13 protein-coding genes are annotated in these 26005 nt (G+C 31.2%); 12 read left to right on the forward strand and 1 reads right to left on the reverse strand.

Features of this window, described 5'->3' with window-relative positions:
- The 3 genes from WHA43_RS00495 to WHA43_RS00505 are packed head-to-tail and all read left to right on the forward strand — an operon-like array spanning position 1 to position 5583.
- Positions 1–1875: an alpha-amylase family protein gene (locus WHA43_RS00495; RefSeq protein WP_105045228.1), complete on the forward strand. Its 1875-nt coding sequence runs from the start codon at positions 1–3 to the stop codon at positions 1873–1875.
- 3 nt (positions 1876–1878) lie between these two features.
- A complete protein-coding gene (locus tag WHA43_RS00500) occupies positions 1879–3522 on the forward strand; it encodes an alpha-amylase family glycosyl hydrolase (RefSeq protein ID WP_105045229.1) in 1644 nt (547 codons plus the stop codon).
- A 3-nt stretch (positions 3523–3525) separates the two neighbouring features.
- On the forward strand, positions 3526–5583 hold the full coding sequence (locus tag WHA43_RS00505) for a glycoside hydrolase family 97 protein (protein ID WP_105045230.1): 2058 nt from the start codon (positions 3526–3528) through the stop codon (positions 5581–5583).
- A gap of 90 nt (positions 5584–5673) precedes the next feature.
- Here WHA43_RS00505 and WHA43_RS00510 read toward each other — a convergent pair whose 3' ends face one another.
- Entirely contained in the window at positions 5674–5862 is a 189-nt protein-coding gene (locus WHA43_RS00510) for a hypothetical protein (protein WP_105045231.1), read from the reverse strand.
- A gap of 195 nt (positions 5863–6057) precedes the next feature.
- Between WHA43_RS00510 and WHA43_RS00515 the strand changes: the two genes are divergently transcribed.
- From WHA43_RS00515 to WHA43_RS00555, 9 genes are all read left to right on the forward strand, one after another.
- Positions 6058–8859 carry a helix-turn-helix and ligand-binding sensor domain-containing protein gene (locus WHA43_RS00515; protein WP_105045232.1) on the forward strand — a complete coding sequence of 934 codons (2802 nt, stop codon included), beginning with the start codon at positions 6058–6060 and terminating at the stop codon, positions 8857–8859.
- Positions 8860–9069: 210 nt separating this feature from the next.
- Positions 9070–12114: a SusC/RagA family TonB-linked outer membrane protein gene (locus WHA43_RS00520; protein ID WP_105045233.1), complete on the forward strand. Its 3045-nt coding sequence runs from the start codon at positions 9070–9072 to the stop codon at positions 12112–12114.
- Positions 12115–12124: 10 nt separating this feature from the next.
- Entirely contained in the window at positions 12125–13603 is a 1479-nt protein-coding gene (locus WHA43_RS00525) for a RagB/SusD family nutrient uptake outer membrane protein (RefSeq protein WP_105047228.1), read from the forward strand.
- A gap of 13 nt (positions 13604–13616) precedes the next feature.
- Positions 13617–15602: a carbohydrate binding domain-containing protein gene (locus WHA43_RS00530; protein WP_105045234.1), complete on the forward strand. Its 1986-nt coding sequence runs from the start codon at positions 13617–13619 to the stop codon at positions 15600–15602.
- Between the two features lie 34 nt (positions 15603–15636).
- Positions 15637–16551 (forward strand): glucan endo-1,3-beta-D-glucosidase, encoded by a 915-nt coding sequence (locus tag WHA43_RS00535; RefSeq protein ID WP_105045235.1) that lies wholly within the window; start codon positions 15637–15639, stop codon positions 16549–16551.
- 409 nt (positions 16552–16960) lie between these two features.
- Positions 16961–20140: a glycoside hydrolase family 2 TIM barrel-domain containing protein gene (locus WHA43_RS00540; protein ID WP_105045236.1), complete on the forward strand. Its 3180-nt coding sequence runs from the start codon at positions 16961–16963 to the stop codon at positions 20138–20140.
- Positions 20141–20152: 12 nt separating this feature from the next.
- A complete protein-coding gene (locus WHA43_RS00545) occupies positions 20153–21562 on the forward strand; it encodes an Ig-like domain-containing protein (RefSeq protein ID WP_105045237.1) in 1410 nt (469 codons plus the stop codon).
- Positions 21563–21587: 25 nt separating this feature from the next.
- Positions 21588–22424 (forward strand): glycoside hydrolase family 16 protein, encoded by an 837-nt coding sequence (locus WHA43_RS00550; protein WP_105045238.1) that lies wholly within the window; start codon positions 21588–21590, stop codon positions 22422–22424.
- Positions 22425–22551: 127 nt separating this feature from the next.
- Complete coding sequence (locus WHA43_RS00555; protein ID WP_105045239.1) at positions 22552–26001, forward strand: hypothetical protein; 3450 nt, start codon at positions 22552–22554, stop codon at positions 25999–26001.
- The last annotated feature ends 4 nt before the right edge of the window (positions 26002–26005 follow it).

Below are 26005 nucleotides of genomic sequence, written 5' to 3' on the forward strand. Positions count from 1 at the left end.
ATGAGCAAACTAACAAAAATTTTAAGCATTAGTATAGTATTGATTTTATGGAGTTGTTCATCAAAAAATGATGCAGAAAAGAAGATGGAAGTGAATCAAAATAATAAAAAAATAGTTGTATATCAAGTGTTTACACGATTATTTGGCAATACAAACACAACTAATAAACCTTGGGGAACTTTAGCCGAAAATGGCGTAGGAAAATTCAATGATTTTACTGACAAAGCGCTCTCTGAAATCAAAAATCTTGGAGTTACTCATATTTGGTACACAGGCGTTCCTCATCATGATGTAATTACGGATTATACTGAATTCGGAATCTCAAATGACGATCCAGATGTGGTTAAAGGACGTGCAGGTTCACCTTACGCAGTAAAAGATTATTACAATGTAAATCCTGATTTGGCAGTAAATGTAGCCAATCGTTTGCAAGAATTTGAAGCTTTGATTGAACGTTCACACAACAATGGTTTGAAAGTTATTATTGATATTGTTCCAAATCACGTGGCTCGTAATTACCAAAGTTTGACAAATCCTGTAGGTGTTAAAGATTTTGGAGCTGATGACAATACAAATGTTGTTTATGATGTAAATAATAATTTTTACTACAATCCGAATGAAGCTTTTGAAGTTCCTGAGTTTTTAAATAATTACGAACCTTTAGGAGGTGAAAATCATCCTTTATCTGATAAAAAATTTGATGAAAATCCAGCAAAATGGACAGGAAACGGATCAAGAATTTCAAAACCTAGTTTTTATGATTGGTATGAAACTGTAAAAATCAATTATGGAGTTTCTCTTGAAGGAAAAAAAGATTTTGATGAATTGCCTGTTGGATTTGAAAACAAAGATTACAAATCACATTTTGAATTTTGGAAAGACAAAAAAGTACCAAATTCATGGGTAAAATTTAAAGATATTGCTTTGTATTGGATTGCAAAAGGTGTTAATGGATTTCGTTTTGATATGGCTGAAATGGTGCCTGTTGAATTTTGGAGTTATTTAAATTCGCACATTAAAATGAAAAATTCAGACGCCTTTTTATTGGCAGAAGTGTACAACCCAAGTTTGTATAGAGATTATATCAAAAAAGGAAAAATGGATTATTTATACGACAAAGTGCAGTTGTATGATACCTTAAAAAATGTCATGCAAGGTCGTGGTTTAACAGATCATATTCCACCAATTCAAGATGATTTGAAAGATATTGAACATCACATGTTGCATTTCCTTGAAAATCATGATGAACAGCGTATTGCAAGCCCAGAATTTGCTGGAAATTACGAAAAAGGAAAACCAGCAATGGTAGTTTCAGCAACTATTTCAACATCACCAACTATGATTTATTTTGCGCAAGAATTAGGTGAAGATGGTTCAGAAAATGCTGGTTTTGGAGCTCCTTCAAGAACTTCTATTTTTGATTATATTGGCGTTCCAGCTTTGCAACGTTGGGTAAATGATAAAAATTTCGATGGAGGAAAATCAACAAAAGAAGAATTGGCATTGCGTGATTTTTACAAACGATTGTTAAATTTTACAATTTCGAGCAATGCTTTGATGGGTGAATATCAAGATTTACATCTTTACAACAGAAAAAATACTGAAAATTATTCATCAAAAATTTTGTCTTTTTCACGATTTTCAGAAAGTGAAAAATTGATCATTATTTCAAACTTTGATGCAGATAAAACACATCAATTTGAATTAAAAATCCCTTCAGAAATTATTAAAAAGTGGCATTTAAACGACGGAACCTTTTTGGTAAGAGATCAATTATATGGAAAAAAATCATTCGATTTGAAAGTGAAAAATGCTGAAGCAACTGTCAAAATTTTGATAAATCCATTAGAATCATTCATCTTAAAACTACAATAATTCATGAAGAAAATACTTTTTTTACTTGCTTTTTCAATCTTTTTTGGATGTAAAGTCCAAGATAAAAAGTCCATGTTACCCTCAGAAAATGAGTTTGTATGGGAAGGAGCAAACGTATATTTTTTATTGACAGATCGTTTTAATAACGGAGATAAAACTAATGACCTCAATTTTAACAGAACCAAAACACCAGGCAAATTGCGTGGTTTTGAAGGAGGAGACTTGAAAGGAATTACCCAAAAAATTAAAGAAGGGTATTTTACGAAATTAGGAATCAATGCCATTTGGATGACTCCAATTGTTGAGCAAATTCATGATGCAACAGACGAAGGTTCAGGAGTTTCTTATGGATTTCACGGTTATTGGACAAAAGATTGGACAGCTATTGATCCCAATTTTGGTACTAAAAACGATTTGAAAGAATTGGTTGAGGTTGCTCACCAAAATGGCATCCGAATTTTACTAGATGCTGTAATCAATCATACAGGACCTATTACTGAAAAAGATCCAGTTTGGCCATCAGATTGGGTAAGAACCTCTCCAAAATGTTCTTTTGATTCTTATCAAAATACGGTTTCATGTACGCTAGTTGAAAATTTACCAGATATCAAAACTGATAGTAATGCATCTGTTGATTTACCACCTCAATTGATTGAAAAATGGAAAAAAGAAGGCAGGTTAGACCAAGAAATGGCTGAATTAGATGCTTTTTTCAAAAAAACAGCCTATCCAAGAGCACCTCGTTTTTACATCATGAAATGGCTAGCTGATTACATTACAGAATTCGGAATTGATGGTTATAGAGTTGATACAGTGAAACATACAGAAGAACATGTGTGGCAAGAATTTAGACAAGTGTGTGATGCTGCTTTTGTAGAATATAAAAAAAATAACCCTGAAAAAGTATTAGATTCTAACGGATTTTACTTGGTTGGTGAAGTGTATAATTATGCTATTTCTCATGGAAAATCTTTTGATTTTGGCGATAGAAAAGTCAATTATTTTGATGAATCTTTCAATAGTTTGATCAATTTTGAAATCAAATGGAATGTAAAACAATTGTCAGCCAAACAAGTATTTCAGAAGTATGATTCATTACTAAATTCGGAATTGAAAAATTACGGAATTTTAAATTATATGACATCTCATGATGATGGGCAACCTTTTGATAAAGATCGAGAAGCTCCCTACAAAACAGCTACAATGTTATTGTTAACTCCAGGAACTTCACAAGTTTATTATGGAGATGAATCTGCGAGAAACTTAGTCGTAGAAGGTGCAAATGGTGATGCAAATTTACGCTCTTTTATGAATTGGGATGATATCAACAAAAATCCTGACACTAAAAAAATTCTAAAACATTGGCAAAAATTAGGTCAATTTAGAGCAAAACATCCTGCTGTTGGTGCTGGAAAACACCAAATTATTTCCGAAGAAAATGGTTTGATTTTTTCAAGAATTTACAAAAATGATATGGTCATTATTGGAATAGATTTGCTTGAAAATGACATCAAAATTGATGTATCTTCTGTTTTTAAAGAAGGAGATAAACTCAAAGAATTTTATTCAAACCAAGAAATTACTGTAAAAAATGGAAAACTTTCATTTGTCTCTGAATTTCCTATTGTTTTATTGGAAAAAATGTAGCTTATGAAAATTTTGTTTAAAATCACTTTAGTTGTATGCCTATTTATTTTTTTTGGATGCAATAATTCTGATGAAATCAATGTGTTTTCACCAAATAAAAATCTTAGAGTTGATTTTAATATAACCAAAGACGGAAAGCCCTTTTATCTGATTTTAAAAGCTTCTCAAAAAGTTATTGATACTTCTTATTTGGGTTTTGATTTTGATAATTCAATTCCGTTCATTGATAATTTTCAGATTTTAAAAACATCAAAAAGTGAGTTTAATGAAACTTGGCAAATGCCTTGGGGAGAGCAATTGGATGTTGTAAATCATTATAATGAACTGAAAATTGAATTGCAAGAAATCAATCAATTAAAGAGAAAATTGAATATTACTTTCAGAGTTTATAATGATGGAATTGGTTTTCGATATGAATTTCCAAAGCAAGTAAATTTCAAAGAAGCCTTAATCACAAATGAAAATACGGAATTTAATTTAACAGTAGATTATACAACTTTTTGGGCTCCTGGAGATTGGGATATTTATGAGCATTTATACAACACTACAAAATTATCGAAAATAAATGCTTTAAAGTATGTAAATCAGCCTGTTGCGCAAACCTATATTCCTGAAAATGCCGTAAATACTCCTGTAACTTTGGTAGGAAAAAGCGGACTTCATGTAAGTTTCCATGAAGCTGCTTTGGTTGATTATGCAGACATGACTTTGCAAGTTGATACTGTAAATCTTTCTTTTAAAAGTAATTTAGTAGGATCAAAAAATACTCCTTACAAAGTAAAAAGAACACTTCCTTTTCACACACCTTGGAGAACAGTTCAAATTACCAATAAAGCAACAGAATTAATAGCATCAAACTTGATTGTCAATTTAAATGAGCCAAGTAAAATGGATGATGTTTCGTGGTTTAAACCTATGAAATACACAGGAATTTGGTGGGAAATGCATTTGGGAAAATCTTCTTGGGATATGACATCAGGAACTCATGGAGCAACCACTGAAAATGCTAAAAAATTCATTGATTTTTCTGCTAAAAATAATATTGGTGGTGTTTTGGTTGAAGGTTGGAATAAAGGTTGGGGACAAAATGAAGGTGGTTTTGATTTTGTAACTCCTTATCCAGATTACAATTTAAATGAAATTGTTGCGTATGGAAAACAAAAAGGGGTGGAAATTATCATGCACCATGAAACCTATGGAAATGTTGAAACCTATACAAAGCAACAAGACACTGCATTTTCTTTAATGAAAAGTTTGGGAATTCATGTTGTAAAAACAGGCTATGTTGGTAAATTAATTCCTGAGGGCAAATATCATCATGGACAATTTATGGTAAATCATTACAATGAAACTGTCAAAAAAGCAGCAAAATATAACATTGCCATTAACGCACATGAACCTATAAAACCAACAGGATTGAGAAGAACGTATCCAAATACAATTTCAAGAGAAGGTTTAAGAGGTCAAGAATTCAATGTTTGGGATCCAAAAGGAGGAAATCCACCTGAACATTTATCAATAATTGCATTTACAAGAATGTTGGCAGGTCCTATTGATTATACTCCAGGAATTTTCAACATCAAATTGGATGATTATAAAAAAGGAAAACAAGTAAATACCACTATTGCACATCAATTAGCATTGTACGTTGTAATTTATAGTCCAATTCAAATGGTTGCAGATTTAGTAGAGCATTATGAAGCAAATCCAAAACCGTTAGAATTTATAAAAGAGGTTGGGGTTGATTGGGAAAAAACAGTTGTTTTAAATGGCGAAGTTGGTGATTTTGTAACGATTGCAAGGAAAGAACGAAAAACCGGCAATTGGTTTTTAGGCAGTATAACTGATGAAAATTCAAGAAAAATTACAATTGATTTTAGCTTTTTGGAGGATAAAACTACTTATTTAGCAAAAATCTATAAAGACGGAAAAAATGCGCATTGGAATAAAAATCCTTTGGATATTGAATTTGAAACTATAGAAATTACAAGTAATTCTAAAAAAACAATTCAATTAGCTGCAGGTGGAGGATTGGCAATCAGTTTGATTCGAAAAAATTAATCTTTACCAACTCTATCATATTCTCTAATCATAAAATAAGCCCAAATAATTACGCAAATTCCTACAAAAATAGAGAAATAAAAAACGATATTATCTGCGTTCATTTTTTATTATTTTAAGATAAATCATTACTCCTAAAAGCGTTGGAGCCCAAAGTCCAATAAAAATTCCGTGAAGTTTATCTCCTGTTAAAAAAAGATATTCTGCAACAAGAATGATTATAAGGCATAATGCTAACATTAAAATGTCAGCTGTTTGTAAGTTTTTTATCAATTTCATATGTTCTATAAGTCAGTTATAAAAATAAATAAATTATTTAATTGTGTAAATAATTATTGTAAATATTTCAATTTTAAATATTTATGTATAGTTTTAAACATTACGTTTTATCAAAATTGAATTACAGTTTTTTCTTAATTTGTTAGTTTTAAGGTTTTTGCTTTATATTAGTACCCAAACAACATACAAATTACTATGAATTGCTTTAAAAAATCACTGATAATTTTTCTTAATTTTTTAGTTTTTTCAATCTTTTCGCAAGAAGTTCCACCAATAAATATTTTTTCACCAGAAGATTATGGAGCTGAGAATCAAAATTGGGCGATTACTCAAGCACCAAATAAATATGTATATGTAGCCAATAATAAAGGTCTTTTAGAATACAATGGTACTAGTTGGCGATTGTATCCTACTCCAAATGAAACCATTTTAAGGTCAGTTAAAAGTTTTCAAGATAAAATTTATTGTGGATTTTACAGAGATTTTGGATTTTGGAAAAAAAACAATTTAGGTGTATTAGAATACACTTCTATTGTAGAAAAGAAAAAAATAGAAATGCTTGAGGATGAGCAAATTTGGGAAATTCTTGAATTAGATAACTTTATGATATTTAAATCATTACAAAGAATTTATCTATATGATTTAAAATCAGAATCTGTAAAAATTATCAAGTCATCAAAAAATATCATTAAAATAGCTAAAGTTGAGAATGCTATTTATTTTCAAGAATTGTATAAGGGAGTTTTCGTCATAGAAAATGGAAATCCAAAATTAATCTCAGATAATTCAATTGTCAAAGAAAATAAGTTGGTAGATATTTTTTTAAAAAACAATAAATTATATTTTTTAACTCAAAAAGAAGGGTTCTATTTCTTAGAAAACAATGAATTACAAAAATGGGAAATTTCTTCAAACTCATTTCTCGAAAATAAAACGATTTATAGTTCAATTCAATTGCAAGACGAAAGTTTTGTATTGGGGAGTATTTCAAACGGAATGATTTACTTAACAAAAGAGGGTGATTTTAAGTATCAGATTACCAAATCTTTAGGATTAAGTAATAATACGGTTTTAGCAGTTTTTGAAGATGTGGATCAAAATATTTGGTTGGGTTTAGATAATGGAATTAATACTGTAAATATGAGTTCTCCTTTCCGTTTTTTTGTGAAAAAGCAGGATTTTTGGGGTACAATTTACACTTCCATTATTTTTAATAATAATTTATATATAGGAACAAATCAAGGTTTATTTGTTCGAAAAGTTTCTGCTAATTCAGATTTTGAGTTTGTTAAAAACACTCAAGGACAAGTTTGGGATTTACATGAAATAGACAACACTCTTTTTTGTAGCCACGATTCAGGAACATTTATCATTCAAGAAAACTTTGGGAAGTTAGTGACCAATGTTGAAGGCACTTGGGGAGTTAAAAAGATTGATAAAAATACCATTTTACAAGGAAGTTACGATGGATTATATGTGCTAGTAAAAGAAAATAATCAATGGAAATTGAGAAATAAATTAGAGGGATTTTCTAATTCAAGTAGGTATTTTGAAATTATAGAGGGAAATAAAATATTCGTAAACCATGAATACAAAGGTGTTTTTAAACTAAAAGTGAATAAAGATTTTACCAAAATTATTGAATCATCCAAAGAAACATCCGTAGAAAAAGGAATACATTCAAGTATTTTTACTTTTAATAATTCACTTTTTTATGCCTCTAGAAATGGAATCTATAGGTATTTAAGTGAAAAAAAATCATTTCAATTAGATAATTCTTACAGTACATTAATTTCAAAAGATAAGTTTTTAACAGGTAAAATAATTCCTGATGTTAAATCAAACAAATTATGGTCTTTTTCAACCAATGAAATCAGATTTTTATCTCCTGGTAAATTAAGCAATGAACCCGAATTAAACATAATACCCTTAAAAGGATCATTGCATAAGAGTGCTACAGGGTATGAAAATATTATAAATATAACAGAGAAAAAATATTTAATTGGTACAACTGATGGGTTTTTAATCATTGATTTAAATAAAATAAAAGAGCCAAAAGATTTTTCTGTAACTATTGATGCTGTTTTTAAAAACTCAATTGATACTGAAAAAAAGAGAGTTAGTTTGGTAGGAAATATCGATTTTTCTAACAAAGAAAATAATTTAGAATTTACCTTTAGTGTACCAAATTTTAGTAAAACATCTACTGTTGAATATCAATATCAATTGGAGGGATTGAAAGAAAATTGGACACTTCTTACAAAAACAAATACTGTTTTATTAGAAAATTTACCAGCAGGCGATTATTTGTTTAAAGTAAAAGCATTTATAGATAATAAACCCAGTTTAAATATAGCCACTTATAGATTTACAATTGAAAGACCTTGGTATTTACTAACTCCTTTTATAGTAATTTACATTATTTTATTTGTTTTTATTTTTTACAGTATCCATGTTGTAACAAAAAGATATTACAGAAAACAACGTGAAAAATTATTAATTGATGCTCAAAAAGAGCTTGAATTGAAAGAGCTTGAAAATTCTCAAAAAATCATCAAACTCAATAATGATAAATTGCGATTAGACATTGAAAATAAAAACAGAGAATTGGCAACTTCTACAATGAGTATAATTAAGAAAAATGAATTTTTAAATGCCATAAAAGCAGAGTTAGTTTCAGGAGGAAAAAATAATCTAGATAAAGTTGTAAAAATTATTGATAAAAATTTAAACAATACTGATGATTGGAAATTGTTTCAAGAGGCATTTAATAATGCTGATAAAAAGTTTCTAAAAAAGATTAAAAACAATCATCCCGAATTGACTCCAAATGATTTAAGATTGTGTGCATATCTTCGTTTGAATTTGTCCTCTAAAGAGATTGCCCCACTTTTAAATATTTCTCCAAGGAGTGTAGAAGTCAAACGTTATCGTTTGCGTAAAAAAATGAATCTTGAGCACGATGCTAACTTAACAAGTTATATCTTAGAATTATAAAATGTATACACGAACAAAATTTACCTATACATTTCCACAACACACGCCCTTAATTAACTTTCTGTTAAAGATTTGTTAACGTCTCAAATTCAACAATAACAGGCATTCATAAAAAATATTTTGAATGTTGTTATTTTGTTGTGTGTTTTTTGGTGTATTTATAAAAAATATGCTATAAATTTGAGAAAACTACACATTAAACTTTTTTTTATGAGAAAAAAAATCACTTTTTTACTCTTTGCATTGTCTACGATGTTTGCTTTTTCGCAAACACTCAATGTCAAAGGAGTTGTTAAAGACGCTGTCTCAGGGGAAACATTGCCTGGGGTAAGTGTTGTAATTAAAGGTACCACAATTGGTACAGAAACAGATTTTGACGGGGTTTTTAATCTCGCAAATGTAAAACAGGGAGCTACTTTAGTCTTCAATTATTTGGGTAAAAAGCCAAAAGAAGTAGTAGTGACAAGTGCTTCAATTTCAGTTTCTTTAGAAGATGCAGCTGAGGCTCTTGAAGAAATTGTTGTAATTGGATATGGTACCCAAAGAAAAAAGGAAGTTACTGGTGCAGTAACAGTTATTTCGAGTGCTACTATTGATGATTTACAACCAACAAGAATCGAGCAAGCATTACAAGGACAAGTTGCGGGTGTTAACATTACAACTTCTTCTGGTTCACCTGGTGCTGCTGCAAATATTAGAATTCGTGGGGTTTCTACGAATGGAGATAGCAGACCTTTAATTTTGTTAGATGGAAGGGTTATTGAGGATTTAAGTGTTGTAAATCCATCAGATATCGAATCTATTAACATTTTAAAAGATGCAGCAGCAGGTATTTATGGTGTTCGTGCTGCAAATGGTGTAATTTTAGTAACAACAAAATCAGGTAGAAAAAATACTGCATTTGTTTCAACTTTAAATATGTACGTTGGTTTTCAACAAACTACAAGAGAAATTCCATTATTAAATGCTACAGAATATGCATTATTAGCTAATGAAGCATTTGCTGCAAATGGAGAACCATTACCTTTTACATCTGTAGCAGGATTAGGTCAAGGTACTAATTGGCAAAGACAAGCTTTTGAAACTGCTCCAATTTATAGCATTGATTATACCTTAAACAAAGGAACAGAAAAATCGACGTATTCTTTAGGTTTATCAGTAATTGATCAAGATGGTATTGTTGGTTTAGATAAATCAAATTTCAACAGAAGAAACATCCGTTTTAATTTTGATACTGAAATTACTAGTAAATTAAAATTCACATCATCTACTATTTTTACAAACACAAACAAAAGAAATTTGAGTGAGAATGTTTTAGGATCTGTATTGTTTAATGCATTGAACATGCCTCCAACAATTCCTGTATTTCAACCAAATGGTGAGTTTTCAAGACCTCCTGCAACAGGAACAGGTATTGAAGTTGCAAATCCATTAGCTCAAGTTGACAATGCTCAAAACAGAACAGGTGTTAATAAAATTTCAGGAAGTTATGGTTTGAATTATAAAATCAATGATGATTTTTCTGCTGAAACAAGATATCAAGCAAATTATTCAGTAGCAAACACAAATACATTCAATCCATTGTATACTTATGGAAACAATAATGTTTTCAACGTTGATCAATCTACTTTTACAAATTTCAAACAAAACTTTTTCGATTATACTTTTGATGCTTTTTTAAAGTATGAAAAAGTATTTAATGAAAAACATGATGTAAAAGTAATGGTTGGAACATCTGTATTCCAAACAATTGGCCGATTCGAAAATATTTTAACAAGCACAGCAACAGGAACAACATTGAATGATTTTGTATTAGGAACTCCAGTTTTAAATGGAGATGGTTTACAAATTTTCAAAAACAATAACAATGGTTCTAATTTAGCTTTTGATAGTAGATTATTATCTTATTTTGGTAGATTTCAATATGCTTATGAGGGGAAATATTTATTTTCAGCAGTTGTTAGACGAGATGGGTCAACTAAATTCGGTCCAAAAAACAGATTTGGATATTTTCCAACTGCATCTTTAGGTTGGGTAGCTTCTGAAGAAGATTTCTTAAAAGACTCAAAAACAATTAGTTTCTTAAAAGTAAGAGCGAGTTATGGTATCATTGGGAATGACAGAATTCCTGATTTTAGATTCTTATCAATTTTAAATGGTGAAGCAGAATATGTTTTCAACAATCAATTGGTTCAAGGAATTGCTGTTGGTCCAGTTGCAAACCCAGAAATCAGATGGGAAAAACAAATTCCTTTAGACATTGGTTTAGATGTTGAGTTGTTTAATAAAGTGAATATCACTGCAGATTATTTCAAAAAAAGAACAGAAGATTTATTAGTTTCTGCTCAAACATCTGGAATTATTGGTGTTGCTGCTCCTGGATCTTCAGTTCCAGTAATCAATGCAGGTACAGTTGAAAACGAAGGTTTAGAGTTTTCAATTGGTTATAAAGAAACAGTTTCAGAAGATTTTAATTTTAATGTAAATTATAACTTTACTACTTTAAGAAACAATGTAACGTTTGTTGGAAATTCAACTGGAATTATTGAAGGTGGAAGTTTTGGAGTAGGTCAAGAGCCACCATCAAGAATGCAAGCAGGTTTCCCAATTGGATATTTCTACGGATATAAAACTGATGGAATTTTCCAAACTCAAGCAGATGTTAATGCGCATGCAACACAATTAAACGCAGCACCTGGAGATTTACGTTTTGTAGATACAAATGGTGATGGTGTAATTAATGCAGATGATAGAACCAATATTGGAGATCCAATTGCTGATATTACAATGGGTTTAAACTTATCTTTCAATTATAAAAGATTTGATTTCAATGCGTATGCATTTGCATCAATTGGAAATGAAATCGTAAGAAATTACGAAAGAAATTTACCATTAACCAACAGACCAACGTATTTCTTAGACAGATGGACGGGACCAGGTACAAGTAATACTTCACCAAGAGTTACCACAGGAGCAACAGGAAATATTTTATTTTCAGATTTTTATGTTGAAGATGGATCTTTCTTACGTTTACAAAGTGTACAATTAGGCTACAGTGTAAGTCAAGAAACTTTAGATAAATTAAAATTTAGTAAATTAAGATTTTATGTAACTGGAAGTAACTTATTTACATTAACTAAATATAGAGGATATGACCCAACAACTTCAAACGGAGCTCCAATAGGAGGCGGAATTGATCAAGGTTTTTATCCAAGTCCTAAAACATTTTTATTCGGTATGAATGTTACTTTTTAATACAAACAATATGAAAAAAATAAACATAAAAATATTCATGATTTTAGTCCTAATAGCTGGATTAAATCAATCTTGTAGTGATGATTTTGTCGATGTTAAACCTACATCAGACAACTCTGAAGATTTTTTCAATTCAGAGCAAGATTATGAAAATGCACTTATTGGTGCTTACGACTTATTGCAATCTACCTACTTAAATGTAATGTTGGGTGAAATTGCATCAGACAATACATTAGCTGGTGGTGAAAGTGCCACTGATGTTATTGGTATTCAAGAAGTTGATGATATGATTCACACTCCACTGAATGCTCAATTAAGAGATATTTGGAGCTGGATGTTTGCAGGTGTAAATAGAGCGAATTATATCCTTGAGTTTAAAGATAAAATTGATTTTGCTGGTAAAAACGAAATCATAGCTCAAGCCACTTTTTTAAGAGCTTACTATTATTTCGAATTGGTAAAATGGTTTGGTGATGTGCCTTTAGCAGTTGATAAAAGAATTCAATTTGGAGAACAATTCACCATTGATAGAGCTCCTAAAGCAGACGTATATGCTCAAATTGAGTTAGATTTAATCTATGCAGCTGATAATTTACCATATGTACAATCAGAACCAGGTAGAGTTACAAAAGGAGCTGCACAAGCCCTTTTAGGAAAGGCATATTTATATCAAAATAAATTTGATGAAGCAGCAACTGTTTTAGAAAATTTAATTGTAAATGGTCCTTATGATTTAGTATCAGATTACAATACAATTTTTGAAGAAGCTGGAGAAAACAATATCGAGTCTGTTTTTGAAGTACAATACTTTGATGGTCAAGGAGCAGGTTTTGGTTGTTTACAATGTAGCGAAGGAAATGTTGCTGTAGGGTTTAGTGGTGTTCGTGCATACGTAGGCCCAGATTTTACTCCAGGTTTTAGTTTCAACGTTCCTGTGCAAGAAGTTGTTGATGCTTTCGAAAATGGCGATTTAAGAAAAGATGTTGCTATTTTAGATATCGATGCTTGGGCAACTGCAACAGGTGCAACTTATGGAACAGGTTATGAACATACTGGATATTTCAACAGAAAATATATTCCTAGAACAAGAAGTACGAATGCACAAGGTGACAGAAACTTGACAAACCCAAACAATTATAGAGCGATTCGTTTTGCTGATGTTTTATTGATGGCTGCTGAAGCATTCAATAAAAAATCGTCTCCAGATGATGCTAAGGCAAGAACGTATTTAAACAGAGTAAGAGCAAGAGCTTTTGGAAATACTTCAAACAATATTACTTCATCAGGAACAACACTTTATGAAAGTATCTTGAATGAAAGAAGAGTAGAGTTAGTTGGAGAAGGTCACAGATTCTTTGACTTGGTTAGAACTGGAAGAGCAGCTCAAGAAATCAATGGTTTTGTGACAGGCAAACATGAACTTTTCCCAATTCCAGCTATCGAAATTCAATTGGCAGGAAATCGTTGGTTACAAAATCCAAATTATTAAAAAATAAATACGAATGAAAAACATACAACAAATAATAAAAATATTTTTCTTACTGCTTTTAGTAGCATGTACGGAAAATGATTTAAGAGATGTGTCTTTTGTTAATAATATTGATGCTCCAACCAATGTTGCTGCACTTTATAACATCACTCAAGACAATACAGGCTCTGTAACTATAACACCTAATGCAGATGGTGCTGTTAGTTTTGAAATCTTCTTTGGAGACGGAACTGCAGCTCCTGCAATTGTACCTCAAGGACAAAGTGCTCATCACGTTTATGCTGAGGGTACATATCAAGTAAAAATAGTAGCTGTAAATTTAAATGGAGTAAAAACAGAAGCGACTCAACAATTAGTGGTTTCTTTCAAAGCGCCACAAAATTTAGTAGTTGTAATCGAAAATGATGCTGCGATTTCTAAGCAAGTAAATATTACTGCAAATGCCGATTTTGCGACATTTTTTGAATTCAATTCAGGTGAAACAGGAGTAACTCAACCAGTAGTTTCAGGAAACATTGGCTCAACAATTTCGTATACTTATCAAAATGCGGGTACATATAATGTTATGGTTGAAGCTAAAGGTGGTGCAATTGCAACTACTAAATACGAAGTAAGTTTTGAAGTAAAAGAAATCTTAGCTCCAATTGTTGCTGCTCCAGCTCCTCCTGCAAGAAGTGCATCTGATGTAGTGTCAATTTTCAGTGACGCTTATACAGATGTTACTTTGAGTGAGTTGCCAACAACTTGGTCTTCTAGTGGTTTTGAAGCGATAAATTTAAATAATGACAATGTTTGGAAACTTACCAATTTAGATTTTGTTGGTATGGTGACAAATTATGCAACTGGAATCAACCTTTCAGCAATGGAAAAAATGCATATTGATTATTGGGTTCCAGATGGTGTTACAAATGAGTTATTAGTAAAAATTGTAAATACTGTTGATGGTGGTGAAGATATCGAATCATTAGGAACAACAGTAAGTGGAACTTGGCAAAGTATCGATATCGATATGACAGGTTTTGATGGTGGAAATCTTGCAAACAAAGAAAAAATTACACAAATTTTAATTGATTCAGATGGTTTAGCTGGTGTAGTTTATATAGATAACTTCTATTTTTACAAAGAAAGTTCAGTTTCAACTTTTAATGACGGTTTGTTAACTAATGGTGATTTTCAAGCTGGAAGTAATTCATGGATTGTAGGAGTAGATGATAATGCGCCTGCTCCAGTTGCAGTTAACGGTTCTAATATTTATTACTCTGTAAATGTTCCTAACGCTGGAAATCCTTGGGAAGTTAATGTAAGTCAAAAAGTTGAAATTGTAAACGGAACAACTTATACTTTAACTTTTGATGCATGGTCAAATGTAAGTAGATCAATCATTGCAGGTATTGGCTTAAGTGCCGATCCATGGTCAAATAAAACTGAAACAATAAATATTAATTCGTCAAGAGCTACCTATACAAGAACATTTACTGCAGATTTTGGCGCACCAAATGCAAGGGTGTTATTTGATTTAGGAGCTGCTGCTGGACAAGTAAATATTGATAATGTATCGTTATTTATTGGTAATGGAAATTTAGTTCAAAATGGTAATTTTGAAAATGGAAGTGCTCCTTGGATTGTTGGTGTAGATGATAATGCTCCTGCTCCTGTAGTTTTAACAAATGGTAATAATCATTATTCAGTTAATGTAGCAAACGCTGGAAATCCATGGGATGTTAACTTAAGTCAAAAATTAGAGATTGTAAACGGATCAACCTATACATTGACTTTTGATGCTTGGTCAAACGTTAGTAGATCTATGATTGCAGGAATTGGTCTTAGCGGTGATCCTTGGTCTAGTAAAACAGAAACTGTTAATATTACGACAAATAGAACAACGTATACTTACACCATTACAGCAGATTTTGGTGCTGCAAATGCAAGAGTTTTGTTTGATTTAGGTGCTGCAGCAGGAACTGTAAATATCGATAACGTTTCGTTATCTAAAAACTAGGATTTTAAAGTAACTATAAAAATTAAATCATAATATGAGAAATTTTAAAAAAGTATATGTAATAATATTTTCCTTGATAACCGTTTTTTACGGTTGTCAGGAAAATGATTATTCATTTGGAGAAATCATCACGCCAAGTAACATTCAGATTACTGCTGAAATTGTTGGAGCTGATGCTAATAATCCAAATGGTGATGGAAGCGGAGCTGTAAATTTTAAGGCAACAGCAGACAACGCAGTATCATTTAAATTTATAAGTGAAGGTTCAGAAACAGTTGCTCTTTCAGGAGAAACATCTTTTATTTTTAGTAAATTAGGTTTAAATACCTACACTGTAACTGTGGTAGCTTCAGGAACTGCTGGAGTTTCATCTAGTAAATCTATACAAGTAGATGTTTTAGCAACTTATTCACCACCAGATGATTTAAAATCAAAATTATTTGGTTTTGATCCTGCTAATCCTTCAGCTACCACCTCAAGAACATGGAAAATTCAATCTGCCAAACCAGGTCATTTTGGTCTAGGTCCTGTAGGTGGTTCAACACCAACAGAATGGTATGGTGCAGGACCAGATGAAAAAGTAGGTTTAGGAATGTATGATGATCGTTTTATTTTCAGTTCAGATGGAACATTTACTCACGTTACAAACGGAGATATTTTTGGAAGAAATCCATATATTGTAAATGACTTAGGTCCAAATACTACAGGAAATGTTAATGGTCCAGAGATTGAAAATTATGTTTTTGCTGATTATACTGAAAGTTTCTTTTTAACAGCTCCAGCAGGTGTTGAAACAATCAATTTAACTGGTAATGCATTTATTGGATATTATACAGGAGGTAATCGTCAATATCAAATATTTGATAGAGGTGTAGCTAATGAAATGTTATTAAGAACTACTGATGGTGGTTCTGAATTTGATTGGTGGTTTATCATTGTAATAGAATAACCTAATTGTTTCTAATAAAAAAGGTCAGTATATACTGACCTTTTTTTATTTTTTACAGTATTAACAATATAATATCTTTTTATTTCTTATATTTACAATATTTCGAACCTTTTTTTACATTTTAAAAAGTAAATTGCTATGAGACTTTCATTAAAATTACCAATACAACAACACAACATTTTGTTGTTTACTGAAATTTAAAAATCTTAAAAACCCTTATTTATAGAGGTTTAGTCAATGTTTGTTGGTATTTTAATGGTGTATGTTTATTGTTGAGGTATTTTTTATGTCATTTAAAGTGAAAGAGTTTAGTTTTATGAAATTATTAACAAACAAAATCAAATCCTCAGTAAAAATCTACACTAACTAAAAAATTAACTTCGGATTTTATTTTAAAAAAAACAACATTATGAAAAACATTTTATTGAGATTGTTACTTTTCTTACTAGCATTTAATGTTTTTGGTCAAACAGATAAAGTATCTGTAGTTACAAATAACCAAGGATCAAAATTAATTGTTAACGGAAAAGATTTTATTGTAAACGGTATGAATTGGGATTATATTCCAATTGGTACAAATACAGTAAACGCAGATTTTTGGAATAAATCTGATGAAGTTATTAAAAGTGCACTTGACGCTGAAATGATGTTATTAAAAAACATGGGTGTAAATGCCATTCGCCAATATACGGGTGTTCCTGCAAGATGGATCAAGTATATTTATGAAACACACGGAATCTACACTATGTTAAACCACTCTTTTGGACGCTATGGATTGACTTTAGATGGTGTTTGGACACCAATTACTGATTATTCTGAACCAAGAACTCAGAAATTCTTATTATCTGAAGTTGATAATTTAGTAAAAGAGTACAAAGACACTCCTGGTATTTTAATGTACCTTTTAGGAAATGAAAATAACTACGGTTTGTTCTGGCAAGGTGCTGAAACCGAAGATTTTCCAGATGATGAGAAAGAAAAACAATATATAGGTGAAAAAAGAGGAAGACCAATGTATCGTTTAATGAACGAAGCAGCAAAAAAAATGAAATCAATTGATACTTCGCATCCAGTTGCAATTTGTAATGGAGACGTTTTATTTATTGATATCGTTGCTGAAGAATGTAAAGACGTAGATATTTATGGAACAAATACGTATAGAGGAGCATCTTTTACAGATATCTTTCAAGTAGTAAAAACGAAATTAAACAAACCTTTATTATTCACTGAATTTGGTGCTGATGCTTTCAATGCGATTGATAATCAAGAAGATCAATTGTCTCAAGCATTTTATATGGTTGAAAATTGGAAAGAAATTTATCAAAATGCTGCAGGTTTAGGAAAAGCAGAAAACTCTATTGGAGGTTTTACTTTCCAATTTAGTGATGGATGGTGGAAATATGGTTTTGACAAAAGAGAAGGTGCTGATGTTCATGATAACAATGCTTCTTGGTCAAATGGTGGTTATCAAAGAGATTATGCTCCAGGAAAAAACAATATGAACGAAGAGTGGTTTGGAATTTGTGCAAAAGGGCCAACTAACGAAAGAGGGTTATATACATTATATCCAAGAGCTGCCTATTATGCTTTAAAAGAAGCGCACAACTTAAATCCATATGCTGCAGGTACTACTTTAGAGTCGGTTACCAATTATTTTAAAAACATTCAATTAATGGATGCTGTTTTAAGAGCAAGAGGAGACAAAGCTGCTTTAGGTGGAAATGAAAAAATTAAACTAAGCAATTTAAGAGCTGAATTTACAACTTTCAACACAGGAGGTTCTTTATTAACAACTCCTCAAATTGCAGATGGAACAGGACAAACGTATCCTGATAGATTAGGTTTTGATCATATGCAATCGTATTTCATTGGCGTTGCAGGTCAACCAACTGCAAGTATGAAAGCCGAAGTAAATTTCAATATTTTAGGGAATGTAGCAGGAAATCCAATTGATGATATTTTCTATGAAAATGTTGGAAGACCTGTAACTGTAAATTCTGATAATGGAAATTTAACATTAACTGACAATAATAGGTTAAGAGTCTACAACGCTTCTTTTGAGTGGAAAGCTGAAAAGTTTGACATGAGAGGGTTTTATAGAACTAGCCACTATCATTGGGCATATGAAGGTGATATTTTTAATTTGTATCCAGAAGCAAATTATGGTCCGAATTTAGACATTTATAATGGTGAAATTTTAGGTTTAGAAGTTGACGGTAAAGGTTCTTTGGCTGGTTTAAAAGCTGCTTTCGGTCCACAATTATGGTGGGGAGCAAACCCTGCTGTTTTATTAAAATACAGAAAAAAAGTAGGTCATTTTGATGTAACAGCGATTTATCATAAAGATATCGTTGCTGGAAATGGAATTGATGAAAATGGAAATCGTATTTTAGATCCAATACAAGCAAGATCAGGGGTAATTCCTGCATTACCAACTGAAAGAACTACTATCGCAATTGAGAAAAAAGGTGAACACTTTGCGTTTCAATTGGGTGGTATTTGGGCAGGTAGACCTTTAAACGGAAGAACTTATCAAGTTACAACAGGAACTTCTGGGAATTATACCGTTTTAAATGATAGAATTCAAGCTAAAGACAATTTTGGTGGTAAAGCAAAAATTACCTATCAAAATGGAAACATCAATTGGTATGCTCAAGGTTCTGTAATGGGGCTTGTAGCAAATGGTGGTTTTGATCAAACCATGACATTTACTGGTTGGAAATTGAAAGACAGTGGTAGTGGAAACTTAAATAACTTCTTAACAGGGTTTGCTTACAATACTGGTAAATTCCAAATTGCACCAAACTTTTTATGGCAAAAACCATTGGTTGATCCAATGCCAAATGATGTAGGAGCTCCAGGAAGACTAAGAAATTTTGTTGACGATCCATTTTCTGTAAGAGGAGGTAACAGAGAAACTACTGCAGGTGAAATTTTACTTACCTACGATCCAACTCCAGGAACATACATGTACGAATGGGATAATGATAGAGCTGAAGATGCTAAGTTTGCAATGAACTTAGGCTTTGTGTACCGTCATTTACCAACAACGCAAGATGCTGCAATTGGTTTCTTAGCAAATCGTACATTTTTTGCATTTGCTCAATCAGCACCTGCACAAGATTTATGGGAAGTACATTCAAGAATTGTATCTAAAATTAGACCAGACTTCGGATTTGTTTCAAATATTTACTACGGAACAGGTCAAGCAAATGGTGATAGTGAAAGAACAATTACTCGTTTTGGAGCAGATTTAAGAATGATTTACAACAAAATGAAAATCACAGGAATGGTAAAAGTAAATGATTGGGGTCCTTTTGACTACCATAGAGATTTCAACTTAACTTTCCCTGTTCAATTAATGTTAGATTTTTCAACATCTGTTGGAAAACCAGATTGGTTTATTTTACCTGATACCAAAGTCGGAATCAGAGGAACTTGGAGAGCTTTAAATGAAAATTCACCAAGATATTCACCAATGACTACAGCAACACCTTTCGCAACTTCACCAATTGTAAGTCCAGTAGGATTTCCAAATGGTTCAGAATGGGAAATTAGAACATACATTCATATTAACATTGGAAAATAAAAAAAACTAATTATGAAAACATCAAAAAAATTATTTTCAAAAATAACAAAACCTTTAGCTTTACTTCTTTTAGTAAGCTTAGGTTGTGAAAGAGACATTTCAGATGAAGCTGTTCAAGCAACTTTCTCAACCAATCAATTCGTATTCTCTGATTCTTTTAGTGCAGGATTAGAATATTACCCTTTTGCAGATTCTAAATTTGAAGCCTTTTCAGTTGATACTGAGGTAAAATATCAAGGAACTGCGTCTATGAGATTCGATGTGCCTAATGAAGGAGATAGAAATGGCGCTTATGCTGGTGCAATTTTTAGAGACGATAACGGAGGTAGAGATTTGTCTAAATATGATGCGCTAACTTTTTGGGCAAAAGCATCAAAAGCAGCAACCATCAATGATATTGGTTTTGGTCAAGATTTTGGACAAAACAAATTCCAAGTGAGCAAACGTGCATTAAGACTTACTACGAATTGGGTAAAATATACAATTCCAATTCCTGATGCATCAAAATTAAAACAAGAAAAAGGGATGTTTTGGTATGCAGAAGGTCCTGAAAATGGGGATGGTTATTCATTTTGGATTGATGAGTTAAAATTTGAAAAATTAGGAACCATCGCTCAACCAAGACCATCAATTTTAAATGGTGATAATATTTCGGTAAACACATTTATTGGTGTAAACATCAATATTGCTGATTTAAATCAAACCTTTAACTTAGGAACAGGAGAAGATATTTCAATAAGTTCAGCGCCAGGTTATTTTGTTTTTACTTCCTCAAATCCGAGCGTGGCAAGTGTTAGTGAAACAGGTGTTGTAGAGGTTTTATCTTCAGGAAACACTGTAATAACTGCAACTTTAGGTGGAGTAGAAGCAAAAGGTTCATTAACCATAAATTCAATTGGTTCTTTTGTTTTTGCACCTACACCAACAAGAGATCCAAACAATGTAGTGTCAATTTTTAGTGACCATTATACAAATACCCCTGTTGATTTTTTCAATGGATATTGGCAACCATATCAAACAACTCAATCAGCAGACTTTAGTATTCAAGGTGATAATTTTTTAAATTATACCAATTTCAACTTCGTTGGTATTCAATTTGCAAATCCAACATTAAATTTAACGGATAAACCAAATTTACATTTTAACATGTACATCCCTAATTCAGTTCCTTCAAATTTTGATTTTTTAGTGACTGTAGTAGATTTTGGTCCTGATAGAGTCAATGGTGGTACAGATGATACAAGACAACAATTATTTGTAAGAAAATCACCAAGTATTGTTTCAGATTCTTGGATAACAGTTGAATTTTCTTTAGCTGCAATGCAAAATAAAAGTAATGTAGGATTGATAATTTTTGAAAATATTAATTTTTCTCTGTTAAGAAATTTTTATTTAGACAATATCTATTTCTACAAAAATTAAATTTCCTTATTTAAAAATTAAAAACATGAATATTAAAAATAAATTTACTAGACAATCCTTAGCAAAATACCTTATTTTGTTGGGATTAATTGTAACATATAGTTGTTCAAACGACGAAACACAAACAGTAATTACGATGAATGAAATAGTTTGGGCAGATGAATTTACTACAGCTGGAGCTCCTGATTCATCAAAATGGAGTTTTGATATTGGAACTGGACAAAACGGATGGGGTAACAACGAGTTGCAATATTACACAAATCGCACTGAAAACATTGAGGTGAAAAATGGAATGTTACACATTAAAGCAATTAAAGAACCTTATTTAGGATCTAGTTATACTTCTGCAAAAATTACTACAAGAGGTACTTTTGAGCAAAAATATGGTCGATATGAAGCAAAAATCAAATTGCCTTGGGGACAAGGTTTATGGCCAGCTTTTTGGTTATTAGGTGATGATTCTAACGGATCTGTAATTTGGCCGCAAATTGGTGAAATTGACATCATGGAATACAGAGGTCAACAACCAACAATTGTTCATGGAAGCATTCATGGGCCAGGATATTCTGCAGGTGAAGCTATAACCAAAAGTTATACGTTACCTAATGACAGATTTGATACAGATTTCCATATTTTCGGAATTGAATGGGGACCAAATTACATCAACTATTATGTAGATAATGTTTTGTACAATCAAATTACTCCTAAAAATCTTCCAGAAGGTGCAGAATGGGTTTTTAATGATAATAACTTTTACATCATTTTAAATTTAGCTGTTGGAGGTTCATTCGTAGGTTCACCCTCAACACAAACTGTTTTTCCACAAGAAATGATTGTGGATTATGTAAGAGTATACAAATAATTAAAAAATATTGGAATGATACTTTTCATTAAGTATCATTCCAATTTAAATAAATACATCAAACCGAAAAACTTTTTATTTAAAATGTGGAAACACATTTTTACAGAAAAAATTTAACCAAAACTTAATGAATACAACTGTTTCTAACAAAGACATTTCAATAAATGCTAGCGCAATTAAAGGAGAATTATTAACCATTAATAACGAGACTTTTTATAAAATCTCAAACTCACATTTGATGCGTCCTTTTTTTATGACGATTGTTTCAGATTCCAATCACTGGATGTTTATTTCCAGTAATGGTGGATTAACTGCTGGAAGAAAAGATGCAGATAGCGCTCTTTTTCCTTATTATACAGACGATAAAATCACGGAATTAGCCGAAACTACAGGAAGCAAATCATTGTTTAGAATTCACAAAAACAATACAATTGCTCTTTGGGAACCATTTTCTGAGAAACAAGAAGGATTGTATAACATTGTAAGAAATTTGTACAAAAATGAATATGGTAATAAACTCATTTTTGAAGAAATCAATCATGATTTACAAGTTACTTTTCGATATGAATGGAACACAAGTGATGAATTTGGATTTGTGAAAAAAGCTACTTTCACAAACAATGCTGATGAAAAAATCAATCTTGAAATTTTAGACGGATTAGAAAATATTTTACCTTCGGCTGTAAGTGCTGATTTACAAGGAATCAGAAGTAATTTGGTAGATGCGTATAAAAAATCAGAATTAGAAGCTGAAGTTGGATTAGGAATTTTTGCCTTAAGTGCGGTAATTGTAGATAAAGCAGAACCAAGTGAAGCATTAAAATCAAACATTGTTTGGTCTTTAGGATTAAAAAATCCAACGTATTTATTGTCTTCACAACAACTTTCTCACTTTAGAAAGGGCATAAAATTAACTCAAGAAGTTGATATCAAAGCTGAAAGAGGTGCGTATTTTTTAAATACTACTATTGAACTTTCAGGAAAAAGCGAATCATCTTGGATGCAAATTGCCAACGTAAATCAAACAGTTGCTGATGTGGTTGCAATATCCGAAATGATAAAAAATGATGCAGATTTAAAAAATAAACTACAAAAAAGTATTGATAAAGGAACTGAAAATTTAATCAATTTGGCAGCAGCTTCTGATGCCTTACAATTGTCAAATGATCCTTTAATCAGTACAAGACATTTTTCAAATACACTTTTCAATATCATGAGAGGTGGAATTTTTGATGATAATTATACCATCGAAAAACAAGATTTTATTGCTTATATGGCAAATGCAAACAAACCATTGTTTGCCACTAAAAAAGAAATTTTAAAAAGTTTTCCAGATAAATTTACCGTAGATTTTATAAAACAAGTTGCTGAAAATGATGAAGATAAAGATTTTAAACGTCTAAGTATAGAATATTTACCACTAAAGTTTAGTAGAAGACATGGTGATCCAAGTCGTCCTTGGAACAGATTTTCTATCAATACGCGTAGTGAAATTGATGGTTCAAAAATTTTAGATTACGAAGGAAACTGGCGTGATATTTTCCAAAATTGGGAAGCATTAGCACATTCTTATCCTCAGTTTATTGAGAATATGATTCATAAATTCTTAAACGCAACTACTTTTGAAGGCTACAATCCTTACAGAGTTACCAAAGGTGGTTTTGATTGGGAAGTAATTGAAGAACACGATCCTTGGTCTTATATTGGCTATTGGGGTGATCATCAAATTATCTATTTGTTGAAGTTTTTAGAGTTTATTGAAAATCATTATCCTTCAAAATTAGCATCCTTATTTAATGAAGATGTATTTGTATATGCAAATGTACCTTACAAGATAAAATCGTATGCTGATATTTTAAAAAATCCAAAAGATACTATTGATTTTGATCATAGTTTACAACATATTATCGAAAAGAAAAGAGCAAATATTGGTGTTGACGGAGCTTTATTAACAGACCAAAGAGACCAAATTTATCGTGTCAATTTAATTGAAAAATTATTGGTTACTGTACTTGCAAAAGTATCCAACTTTATTCCTGAAGGTGGAATTTGGTTAAATACACAACGTCCAGAATGGAATGATGCCAACAATGCGTTGGTTGGAAATGGCGTTTCAATGGTAACCTTATATTATTTGAGAAGATTTATAAATTTCTTTGAAAATGTAGTCGCAAATTCTGATACCAATAACTTCGAAATTTCAGAAGAAGTTGCACAATTATTCAGTAAAATTGTTTCTACTTTAGATGCGAATAATACTATTTTATCAGGAAAAGTGAATGATGCTGATAGAAAAAGAGTGTTAGATGGAGTTGGAATTCCTGCAAGTGATTACAGAGAATTTATCTACAAAAACGGTTTTACTGGAAATAAAACATCCGTAAATCGTTCTTCATTTTTGCATTTTTTCAACATTACAAAAAATTATTTAGATCATAGTATTCGTGCAAATAAACGCGCTGATAATATGTATCATGCCTATAATTTAATGACTATTGAAAACGACCAAAAAGTTTCCATTTCCTATTTATCAGAAATGTTAGAAGGACAAGTGGCTGCTTTAAGTTCAGGATATTTAACTCCAAAAGAGGCTTTGTCATTGTTAGATGGATTGAAAAATAGTTCATTATTCAGACCAGATCAATACAGTTACATTTTATATCCAAATAAAGAATTACCAAGATTTACCAAGAAAAATAACATTCCTACTGCAAAAGTGCAGCAATCAGAATTGTTACAACAATTGGTAAAAGACAATAATAAATGGTTAATTGAAAAAGATGTTTTAGGAAATTATCATTTCAACGGAACTTTTAACAATGCAAATAGTGTTCAAAAAGCATTGGAAAAATTGAAAGAAAATTACGGAGATTTAGTTGCTAAAGACAGCAAATTTGTGTTGGATGTTTTCGAAGAAATCTTTGATCATAAATCATTTACAGGTCGTTCAGGAACTTTTTTCGGCTATGAAGGATTGGGTTCTATTTATTGGCACATGGTTTCAAAACTATTATTGGCTGTTCAAGAAAACTGTTTGTTAGCCATAAATTCGAATGAAGATGCTGTAATAATAGGCAAATTATTAGACCATTATTATGAAATAAATGCAGGAATTGGCCTACATAAATCACCAGAATTGTATGGTGCATTTCCAACAGATGCATATTCACACACACCAGCCACAAAAGGTGCTCAACAGCCAGGAATGACAGGTCAAGTAAAAGAAGATATTTTAAGTAGAATTGGAGAATTAGGAGTTTTTGTTGAAAATGGGAAAATCTTTTTCAAACCAACCTTGCTAAGAAAATTTGAGTTTTTAGAAACTCCTCAGAATTTTGAATATATCAATTTGAAAAATGAAAAAACCAAACTTACTATTCAAAAAGATGAGTTGTGTTTTACCTATTGTCAAGTGCCTGTTGTATATCAATTAGCAAATAAAGAAATGATTGAAGTCGTTTACAATGATCAATCAAAAATTGTTTTAGACGGTTTGTCATTAGATAGAGAAACAAGTTCTGAAATATTTAATAGAACCAATAAAATTAACCATTTAAAAGTAAGTATTGTAAAGTAAATCA

Source organism: Polaribacter gangjinensis (assembly GCF_038024125.1).
Taxonomy (GTDB): domain Bacteria; phylum Bacteroidota; class Bacteroidia; order Flavobacteriales; family Flavobacteriaceae; genus Polaribacter; species Polaribacter gangjinensis.